The organism is Burkholderia sp. FW306-1C-G01B (assembly GCF_058781685.1).
The window spans coordinates 158,702-167,841 of record NZ_JBYSWZ010000008.1; the positions used below are offsets into that span (position 1 = coordinate 158,702).

Sequence of the window (9,140 nt, forward strand, 5' to 3'; positions counted from 1 at the left end):
GGCGCAGTCCGACTGATGATCACGCACTCCTCGCCCGCCTCCCGAACCGCACCCGATTCCGATGCCCCGCTGTCGCTTGCCGACGCGCAGGCGCTCGCGTGCCGCTTCGCGGTGCCTGTCGACGCGTGCGACACGGTGACGCTGCGCGACGCGCTCGACCGCGTGCTTGCGGCCGACGTGAACGCACCGTTCGACATTCCCGCGTACGACAACTCGGCGATGGACGGTTATGCGTTCGACGGCAGCGCCGGCGCGCACGCGGCGCCGCAGGGGGACGTCGCGCTGACGGTCGCCGGCACCGCGTTCGCGGGCCATCCGTTCGACGGCGCCGTGGCGGCCGGTTCATGCGTGCGCATCATGACGGGCGCGCCGATGCCGGCCGGATGCGATACGGTGATTCCGCAGGAACGCGTGCGTGTCGACGGCGACACGATCCGCTTCGCCGCGCACGACGTCGCGCGCAGCGCGAACTGCCGCAAGGCCGGCGAGGATCTCGCGCGCGGCGCCTGCGCGCTCGCCGCGGGCCGCATCCTGCGGCCGTCCGATCTCGGCCTGCTCGCGTCATTCGGCTTCACCGACGTCACGGTGCGCCGGCGCGTGCGCGTCGCCGTGTTCTCGACCGGCGACGAACTGCGCGAGCCCGGCGAACCGCTCGGTCGCGGCGCGCTGTATGACAGCAATCGCGGGATGCTGATCGCGATGCTCGAAAGGCTGCACGTCGACGCGATCGATCTCGGGATTGTCCGCGACGACCCGGCCGCGCTCGAAGCCGCGTTGCGCGACGCCGTCGCCGCGCAGGCCGATGCGGTGATCACGTCGGGCGGCGTATCGGTCGGTGAAGCCGACTTCACGCGCGACGTGATGGCACGGCTCGGCGACGTCACGTTCGCGAGCCTCGCGCTGCGGCCCGGCCGGCCGCTCGCGTGCGGCACGCTCGCACGTGCGCCCGGTGGCGCCGGTCACGCGCTGTTCTTCGGGCTGCCCGGCAATCCGGTCGCGTCCGCCGTGACGTTCTACGCGATCGTGCGCCCCGCGCTGCTGACGCTGGCCGGCGCGCAGACGCCGCCGCCGGCGATGTATACGGCGCTCAGCATGCATGCGCTGAAGACGCGTCCAGGCCGAACCGAATACCTGCGCGGCATCGCGACGCGCGCCGCCGACGGCCGCTGGCACGTCGCGCCGGCCGGTTCGCAGAGTTCCGCGTCGCTGAGCGGCCTCGCGGCCGCCAACTGTTTCATCGTCCTGGGCCACGATACCGCGGCAGTCGACGCGGGCACTCCGGTCGACATCCTGCCGCTCGACGGCCTGATCTGAATTCCACTATCGATATATCTCTACGGGGGCAATCCGCACATGAAGAAACAAATTTCGTCGATCGCCGCGGGGCAGACCGCGAAGGCGCTGATCCTCGTCTACCTGACGTTCAGCGTGCCGATCGTGCTGCTCGGCATTCTCGTCGCGTACATCCGTTACGGGATGGTCGAGTTGAGCACGATCCTGAGCGCGCTGCTGCTGAACGCCATCCTCGGCTTCGTGCTGCTGTGGATCGCATGCCACGCATACAACTGGGTCGCATCGCGCTTCGGCGGCATCGAGATCGTGTTGTCCGATCCGCCGGAGGAAGCGTGAGCGACGCGCCGCTGATCCGCGCGGCCGAAGCGCGCGACGCCGGCGCGATCCTCGCGCTGATGCGCGAGCTGGCCGAATTCGAGAAGCTCACGCACCTGTTCGTCGCGACCGAAGCGGATCTCGCCGAAGCGCTGTTCGGCGAGCGGCCTGCCGCCGAAGCGCTCGTGGCCGAGCGCAACGGCGCGATCGTCGCGTATGCGCTGTTCTTTCACAACTATTCGACGTTCCTCGGTCGTCGCGGCCTCTATCTCGAGGATCTGTACGTGCAGCCGTCGCAGCGCGGCACCGGCCTCGGCACCGCGATGCTGCGCCACCTCGCGGCACTGGCCGTCGAGCGTCGTTGCGGGCGTTTCGAATGGTCGGTCCTCGACTGGAACCAGCCCGCGATCGATTTCTACGAAAAGATGGGCGCGACCGTGCTGCCCGAATGGCGCATCGTTCGCGTAACGGGCGACGCGCTGGATACGCTCGCAGGCCGCTGAGCGTCGGCCCGCGCGAGCCGCGGCCGAACTACCCTGCTACAAAAGGAAACGGGCGCCGACGGCGCCCGTTTTCATCGCGATCCACCCGCACTCGAGCGGCTGAACCCGTCAAGCGTCGTCGGCATCGGCGCCGCCGTCCGCGCCGTCCGAACCGAGCAAGCCAGCCGCCGTATCGCCCGGCAATGCCTCGACCTGCTTCAGCTTGCGGCTCATCACGCGCGTACGCTGCTCGGCGGACTCGATCGAGCGCGTGACCGTTTCGAGCTGCGCCTTCGTGCGCGCGAGCACGTCGCCGAACTTGCCGAACTCCGTCTTCACCGCGCCGAGCACCTGCCAGACCTCGCTCGAGCGCTGCTCGATCGCGAGCGTACGGAACCCCATCTGCAGGCTGTTCAGCAACGCGGTGAGCGTCGTCGGCCCCGCGACCGTCACGCGGTAGTCGCGCTGCAGCAGGTCGGTCAGCCCCGGGCGGCGCAGGATCTCCGCATAAAGCCCTTCGGTCGGCAGGAACAGCAGCGCGAAATCGGTCGTGTGCGGCGGCGCGACGTACTTCTCGGCGATCGTGCGCGCCTCCAGCCGCACGCGCGCTTCGAGCGCACGTGCGGCTTCCTCGACCGCAGTCGCATCGGCGCGCTCCTGCGCGTCGATCAGCCGCTCGTAGTCTTCGCGCGGAAATTTCGCGTCGATCGGCAGCCATACCGGCGGTGCATCGCGCGTGCCCGCATCGCGGCCCGGCAGCCGGATCGCGAATTCGACGCGCTCGGTACTTTTCGGCACCGTCGCGACGTTCTTCGCGTACTGATCGGGCGTCAGCATCTGTTCGAGCAGCGCCTCGAGCTGCACCTCGCCCCAGGTGCCGCGCGTCTTCACGTTGGTCAGCACCTTTTTCAGATCGCCGACGCCCGCCGCGAGCGTCTGCATCTCGCCGAGCCCGCGATGGACCTGCTCGAGCCGGTCCGACACGAGCTTGAACGATTCGCCGAGCCGCTGTTCGAGCGTCGCGTGCAGTTTCTCGTCAACGGTGCGGCGCATCTCCTCGAGCTTCGCCGCGTTGTTCGTCTCGATTTCCTTCAGCCGCTGTTCGAGCGTCGCGCGCACTTCGCCGATCCGGCGATCGTTCGCTTCGGTCAGTTGCGTGAGCTGCCGGTTCAACGTATCGCCGAACAGCCTGAGCGCGGCCGTCTGCTCCTCGCGCGCCTGCTGCGCCTGACGCTGCACGCTCTCGCGCATCGCGTCGAACTGCTGCGCATTGCCGGCGACGAGCTTGCCGAGCTGCTGAGCGAAACCCTCGATCTGGTTGTTCTGCACGGTCGCCACGCTCGTCAATTGCGCGGCGAGCGTCTGCTGAAGCTGCGAGAAACTGCCGGCCAGCTCGGTGCGCGAACCGCGCGCGTTCTCGACGATCTCGCCGCGCAATTCGCGTTCGAGCCGCTCGACCGCGCGCGCCTGCGCATGCGCGGCATCCTCGATCTGGTCGCCGAGCACCGCCGCATCGTCGTGGCGGCCGCCGCCGCGCACGATCGCGACGATCGCCACCGCGAGCGCGACGGCCAGCACGACGACCGCCGCAAGCAACAACGTCATCGTCATGCGCGCGGCTTCCCGATCACGTCAGGGTTGATCGGATTCGGCGGCTGCCCCGCGCGCGGCCCCTCGCCCAGTGCGGCGATCAGGTTGTCGGCGGCAAGGTTCGCCATCGCACGGCGCGTCTTTTCGGTCGCGCTCGCGATATGCGGCGTCAGCACGACGTTCGGCACCTCGAGCAGCGCCGGATGCACGGCCGGTTCGCCTTCGTACACGTCGAGGCCGGCCGCGGCGATCGTCCCGTCGCGCAGCGCGGCGGCCAGCGCCGCGTCGTCGACGATCCCGCCGCGCGCGATGTTGGTCAGCGTCGCGGTGGGCTTCATCTTCGCGAGTTCGGCCGCGCCGATCGTATGATGGTTTTCCTTCGTGTACGGCAGCACGAGCACGACGTGATCGGCGCGCGCGAGCAGCGCATCCTTCGACACGTATTCGGCGTTCAGCTCGGCCTCGATCTCGGGGGCGACCCGCGACCGGTTGTGATAGATCACCTGCATCCCGAAACCGCGCGCGCGGCGCGCGAGCGCCTGGCCGATTCGGCCCATCCCGATGACGCCGAGCGTCGAGCCGTAAATGTCGGTGCCGAGAAAACCGTCGTACGCCCACTTCTGCCAGTGACCGGCGCGCAGCCAGTGTTCGGATTCGGCGATCCGGCGCGCGGCGGCCATCATCAGCGCCCAGCCGAAATCGGCGGTCGACTCGTTCAGCACGTCCGGCGTGTTGGTGCCGAGCACGTTCGCCGCGTTGAACGCGGCCATGTCGAAGTTGTTGTAGCCGACCGCCATGTTCGACACGACGCGCAGGCGCGGCGCCGCCGCGAGCGCCGCCGCGCCGACTGGATCGCCGGCCGTCAGCGCGCCGTCCTTGTCGGCCAGACGCGCGGTGAGCGCATCGGGTGCGAGCACGTCGCCGTCGTTCCAGTCGACTTCGAAATACTGCTTGAGGCGTTCGATCACGTCCGGAAAGATCGGACGCGCGACCAGAATCTTCTGCATCGCCATCTCCGTATGCCGCGGGCCGATCGCGGCGCGCATCGCGCCGCCGGGACTGCCCGCGCTTGGTTGAAAGTCGTCAGGTTACGCCGGGAAGAAAATCAGCGACGTCAGCAGGAACACGGGCACCAGGATAACGAGCGCCCAGCCGAGGTACGCGAAGAAGCTCGGCATCTTCACGCCGCGCGACTCCGCGATCGCCTTCACCATGAAATTCGGCGCGTTGCCGATATAGCTGTTCGCGCCCATGAACACCGCGCCCGCGGAGATCGCGGCGAGCGTCGACGCGCCCGTCGTCATCAGCGTCTGCGCATCGCCGCCCGCGAGGTTGAAGAACACCAGATAGGTCGGCGCATTGTCGAGGAACGACGAAAGCAGGCCCGTCGCCCAGAAATACATCGCGTCGATCGGCTTGCCGTCCGGCCCCGTGACGAGATGGACGATCTGTGCGAACGCGCCGTCCGCGCCCGCGCGCAGGATCACGATCACCGGCGCGATCGTCACGAAGATTCCCGCGAACAGCTTCGCGACCTCCTCGATCGGCGCCCAGTTGAACGCGTTGCCTTCACGTGCGGAACGCGGCGTCAGCGCGAGCGACGCGAGCGTCACGACCACGAGCGCGACGTCGCGCGCGAGGTTCTGCAACGCGACGTGCGTGCCCCACACGTCGAACGCGATGTCCGGCTTCCAGATGCCGCTCATCAGCACGAGCGCGACCACGGCCGCGAGCAGCACGAAGTTGATCTTGCCGTCGATCGACAGCGCCGCGCCGTCGGGCGTCGGGTCGAGCGCGGCCGGCCGCTCCTCGCCGCCCTTCCGGTAGAAATACGTGTCGAGCACGAAGAACAGCGCCAGCAGCACGACGCAGATGAACAGCATCGGCAGCGCGAGATGGGTCGTCGTCCAGAAGAAGCTCACGCCGTTCAGGAAACCGAGGAACAACGGCGGATCGCCGAGCGGCGACAGCGAGCCGCCCGCGTTCGCGACGAGGAAGATGAAGAAAATCACGACGTGCACGACATGCTTGCGGTTGTCGTTCGCGCGCAGCAGCGGCCGGATCAGCAGCATCGCGGCGCCGGTCGTACCCATCACGCTCGCGAGCAGCGTCCCGAGCGCGAGGATCGCGGTGTTCAGCTTCGGCGATCCGTGCAGGTTGCCGTTCACGCAGATGCCGCCTGCCACCGTATAGAGCGCGGTGAGCAGCACGATGAACGGAATGTATTCCTCGAGCAGCGCATGCACGAGCGTGCCGAACGCGGTGCCCGCGCCGAACGCGAACGCGAACGGGATCAGGAACACGACCGCCCACCCCGCCGCAATCTTGCCGAAGTGGTGATGCCAGAATACCGGGGCAACGAGCGGGAACAGTGCGATGGACAGCAGGATCCCGGCAAACGGGATGCCCCAGAGCGCGGACAGTGTGGCACCGTCGAGCGTTGCGGCCGATGCAAGCGCGGGAACGGCGCCAAGCGCGACTCCCGACGCCATGCCCGCCCAGGCGGCATGTCGTTTCATTCAGAACTTCCTTGTTCGAGTGGCAGTGGATGCGGCGGGCGCGTCATGCGCCCCGGACGACGATCGCATGCACGCGGTACGGGCCGTGCGCGCCCAGTACGATGGTCTGCTCGATGTCGCCCGTGCGCGACGGGCCCGACACGAAATTGACCGCGCGCGGCAACTCGCCGCGCTCCGCACGGATCAGCGCGAACGCGTCTTCATGACCAGCGACGATCCGCGACGCGGGCACGATCGCAATGTGCGTCTCCGGCAGCAGGCCGGCCGATGCATAGGTATCGGGACCGGACAGCAGCACCAGCGAACCCGTTTCGGCGGTCGCGCAAAAGCAGCCCGTGAGGCCGACGAGATCGCCGTCGCGCGGCTTGCGGCACTCGACCGACAGGCCTGCGCCGGCCCAGTCGAGATCGGCCAGCGTGCGCCATGCGACGGCCTGCGTCGGCAGGCCGTGAGCGGAAAGATAGCGGGCAGCGGCGGCCGGTGCGTCGGCGAGCGCCGCGACTTCGTCGACCGTCGTCGACAGGCGTGCCGCTTCGTCGACGAATGCGGCAACGAGATCGGCCGGCATCGGCGGGCGCGGGCCCTGCGGATGGCGGGCGAGATAATCGGCGACGCCGTCGCGCTCCGCTGCATCCGGCTCGGCCGCGCGCCCCTGCGCCGCGCGAATGCGCGCGAGGATCTGGCGACGGGCAGCAGAAGTGTCCATGAACGGTCCTCGTGACGTTGGCGTGCAATACGTCGGATTATACCGGCCGCCTCTGCCGCCACGCACCTTCGACCGAACGGCCGACGCTCACTTCGACGCGTCTTCCTCGACCGGCTGCGCGATGCCGAACACCTGGCGCAGGTAGGCGAGATAGGCTTTGTCGTCGCACATGCTCTTGCCCGGCGAATCCGACAGCTTCGCGACCGGCTGGCCATTGCAGCGCACCATCTTGATCACGATCTGCAGCGGCACGTAGCCGAGGTCGTTGGTGAGGTTCGTGCCGACGCCGAACGCGAGCTTGCAGCGGCCGCGGAACCGTTCGTACAACTGCATGACCTTCGGGATGTCGAGCGCGTCCGAGAACACGAGCACCTTCGTGCGCGGGTCGCACCGGTTCGCCTCGTAATGGCGCAGCATCCGCTCGCCCCAGTCGAACGGATCGCCCGAATCGTGGCGCGCGCCGTCGAACAGCTTGCAGAAGTACATATCGAAGTCGTTCAGGAACGCATCCATCCCGTAGACGTCCGACAGCGCGATCCCGAGGTCGCCGCGGTATTCCTTCGCCCACATCTCGAAGCCGTAGATCTGCGAGTCGCGCAGCCTCGGGCCGAGCGCCTGGCACGCCTGCAGGTACTCGTGAGCCATCGTGCCGAGCGGCGTGATGTCGTGCTTCATCGCGTACAGCACGTTGCTCGTGCCCGCGAACTGCGGGCCGAGGCCGTCGCGCAGCGTGAGCGCGACTTCCTCGTGCCAGACCTTCGAGAAGCGCCGGCGCGTGCCGTAGTCGGCGATCTTGCAGTCGGCGAACTCGGGCTTCGCGCCGAGCAGCTTGATCTTCTCGCGCAGCCGCTCGCGGCCTTCGCGATAGTCGGGCTCGCGCTGCGTGTTGCGGAAATAGACTTCGTTGACGATCGCGAGCACCGGGATCTCGAACAGGATCGTATGCAGCCACGGCCCCTCGATCACGATGTCGATCTCGCCGTTGCCCTTCGGCGAAGGCGTGATCGAGATGTACTTTTCGTTCAGGTGGAACAGCGCGAGGAAGTCGACGAAATCGCTCTTGATGAAGCGCATCCGTCGCAGGTAGTCGAGTTCGACATCGGAAAAACGCAGCGAGCACAGGCCGCGCACCTCGTCGCGGATCTCGTCGATGTACGGCACGAGATCGACGCCTTGCGTGCGGCACTTGAAACGGTATTCGACGTTTGCGGCCGGGAAGTGATGCAGGACGACCTGCATCATCGTGAACTTGTAGAGATCCGTGTCGAGCAGCGAAGTGATGATCATGATTGCGGCACCGCCAATATCGTGACAGGGTCCCGGCGCACCGCGCGCCGCCCGGTCTGTCGGCCATGTTACTCGAATGCGGGCCCGACCATCGCGAAACCGCCTGCCGCGCTGCCCCGTCGCGCCGTATACGGCTTCCCCGTTGCGCGCCCCGCGGCGGCCCCCCCTGAGCGCCCCCCATAAACTAATCACGAAACGATATAAGCTAGAAAGGCGACCACGCCATGCGGGTTTTGCGCTTCAGTTACAATGCCGCTTTTGGCGCCAACGCCACCCCATATATACCGCCAAGCAGGAGCGTTTTAATGACTCACGTTGTGACCGAAGGCTGCATCAAGTGCAAATACACGGATTGCGTGGATGTGTGCCCGGTGGATTGCTTCCGTGAAGGTCCCAACTTTCTCGCCATCGATCCGGACGAGTGCATCGACTGCGCCGTGTGCGTTGCCGAGTGCCCGACCAATGCGATCTATGCCGAAGAAGACGTTCCGGGCGACCAGCAGCAGTTCACCGAACTGAATGCCGAGCTGGCAAAGGGCTGGCCGTCGATCACAAAGACCAAGCCGGCACCGGCCGACGCGGACGAGTGGAAGGACGTGCAGGACAAGCTGCACCTGCTCGAGCGCTGATCGCGCGGCGGCCGCAGAAATTTTTTGTGCGCTGCGGCCCAAAAGTATTGACAGGTTAGCCAACACTCCATACAATCTCGTTTCTCTGCTGTTTGTTCCCCGATAGCTCAGTCGGTAGAGCGCCGGACTGTTAATCCGTAGGTCCCTGGTTCGAGCCCAGGTCGGGGAGCCAAAAATGCATAGGCCCGTTGAAAGTGGACGGGCTTTTTGCTGGTAACCGAACACGCAGATGTATCGATTTATTCCCCGATAGCTCAGTCGGTAGAGCGCCGGACTGTTAATCCGTAGGTCCCTGGTTCGAGCCCAGGTCGGGGAGCCA

9 protein-coding genes and 2 tRNA genes are annotated in these 9,140 nt (G+C 67.0%); 6 read left to right on the forward strand and 5 right to left on the reverse strand.

Features of this window, described 5'->3' with window-relative positions:
- Positions 1 to 15 precede the first annotated feature (15 nt).
- Genes moeA through AC3WLY_RS17670 form a run of 3 tightly spaced genes read left to right on the forward strand, consistent with a single transcriptional unit; the run spans position 16 to position 2,111 of the window.
- Entirely contained in the window at positions 16 to 1,314 is a 1,299-nt protein-coding gene (gene moeA / locus AC3WLY_RS17660) for a molybdopterin molybdotransferase MoeA (RefSeq protein ID WP_175962292.1), read from the forward strand.
- A gap of 39 nt (positions 1,315 to 1,353) precedes the next feature.
- Entirely contained in the window at positions 1,354 to 1,629 is a 276-nt protein-coding gene (locus AC3WLY_RS17665) for a hypothetical protein (RefSeq protein ID WP_006476519.1), read from the forward strand.
- Positions 1,626 to 2,111, forward strand: a complete 486-nt coding sequence (locus AC3WLY_RS17670; RefSeq protein ID WP_175962291.1) for a GNAT family N-acetyltransferase — start codon at positions 1,626 to 1,628, stop codon at positions 2,109 to 2,111. The genes AC3WLY_RS17665 and AC3WLY_RS17670 overlap by 4 nt, the downstream gene beginning before the upstream one ends.
- 108 nt (positions 2,112 to 2,219) lie before the next feature.
- Here the strand turns inward: AC3WLY_RS17670 and AC3WLY_RS17675 are convergent, their stop codons facing one another.
- From AC3WLY_RS17675 to pncB, 5 genes are all read right to left on the reverse strand, one after another.
- A complete protein-coding gene (locus tag AC3WLY_RS17675; protein WP_492309153.1) occupies positions 2,220 to 3,701 on the reverse strand; it encodes a DNA recombination protein RmuC in 1,482 nt (493 codons plus the stop codon).
- Positions 3,698 to 4,687 (reverse strand): 2-hydroxyacid dehydrogenase, encoded by a 990-nt coding sequence (locus tag AC3WLY_RS17680; RefSeq protein ID WP_175963737.1) that lies wholly within the window; start codon positions 4,685 to 4,687, stop codon positions 3,698 to 3,700. Before AC3WLY_RS17680 ends, AC3WLY_RS17675 begins: the two co-directional genes overlap by 4 nt.
- Positions 4,688 to 4,768: 81 nt before the next feature.
- Positions 4,769 to 6,199: a sodium:proton antiporter gene (locus tag AC3WLY_RS17685; protein WP_131947309.1), complete on the reverse strand. Its 1,431-nt coding sequence runs from the start codon at positions 6,197 to 6,199 to the stop codon at positions 4,769 to 4,771.
- A gap of 43 nt (positions 6,200 to 6,242) precedes the next feature.
- On the reverse strand, positions 6,243 to 6,905 hold the full coding sequence (locus tag AC3WLY_RS17690) for a LutC/YkgG family protein (protein WP_111017539.1): 663 nt from the start codon (positions 6,903 to 6,905) through the stop codon (positions 6,243 to 6,245).
- 87 nt (positions 6,906 to 6,992) lie between these two features.
- Positions 6,993 to 8,192 (reverse strand): nicotinate phosphoribosyltransferase, encoded by a 1,200-nt coding sequence (gene pncB, locus AC3WLY_RS17695; RefSeq protein WP_072436020.1) that lies wholly within the window; start codon positions 8,190 to 8,192, stop codon positions 6,993 to 6,995.
- Between the two features lie 305 nt (positions 8,193 to 8,497).
- Between pncB and fdxA the strand changes: the two genes are divergently transcribed.
- The 3 genes from fdxA (at position 8,498) to AC3WLY_RS17710 (ending at position 9,140) form a co-directional block, all read left to right on the forward strand.
- Positions 8,498 to 8,821 carry a ferredoxin FdxA gene (fdxA, locus tag AC3WLY_RS17700; RefSeq protein ID WP_034183076.1) on the forward strand — a complete coding sequence of 108 codons (324 nt, stop codon included), beginning with the start codon at positions 8,498 to 8,500 and terminating at the stop codon, positions 8,819 to 8,821.
- A 96-nt stretch (positions 8,822 to 8,917) separates the two neighbouring features.
- Positions 8,918 to 8,993 (forward strand) — tRNA-Asn (locus tag AC3WLY_RS17705).
- Between the two features lie 71 nt (positions 8,994 to 9,064).
- A tRNA-Asn gene (locus AC3WLY_RS17710) sits at positions 9,065 to 9,140 on the forward strand.

Bases quoted from the DNA above. Each gene is read 5' to 3' on its own strand.
- moeA (WP_175962292.1), top strand. From the start codon at position 16: ATGATCACGCACTCCTCGCCCGCCTCCCGAACCGCACCCGATTCCGAT.
- AC3WLY_RS17665 (WP_006476519.1), top strand. From the start codon at position 1,354: ATGAAGAAACAAATTTCGTCGATCGCCGCGGGGCAGACCGCGAAGGCG.
- AC3WLY_RS17675 (WP_492309153.1), bottom strand. From the start codon at position 3,701: ATGACGATGACGTTGTTGCTTGCGGCGGTCGTCGTGCTGGCCGTCGCG.
- AC3WLY_RS17680 (WP_175963737.1), bottom strand. From the start codon at position 4,687: ATGCAGAAGATTCTGGTCGCGCGTCCGATCTTTCCGGACGTGATCGAA.
- AC3WLY_RS17685 (WP_131947309.1), bottom strand. From the start codon at position 6,199: ATGAAACGACATGCCGCCTGGGCGGGCATGGCGTCGGGAGTCGCGCTT.
- AC3WLY_RS17690 (WP_111017539.1), bottom strand. From the start codon at position 6,905: ATGGACACTTCTGCTGCCCGTCGCCAGATCCTCGCGCGCATTCGCGCG.
- pncB (WP_072436020.1), bottom strand. From the start codon at position 8,192: ATGATCATCACTTCGCTGCTCGACACGGATCTCTACAAGTTCACGATG.
- fdxA (WP_034183076.1), top strand. From the start codon at position 8,498: ATGACTCACGTTGTGACCGAAGGCTGCATCAAGTGCAAATACACGGAT.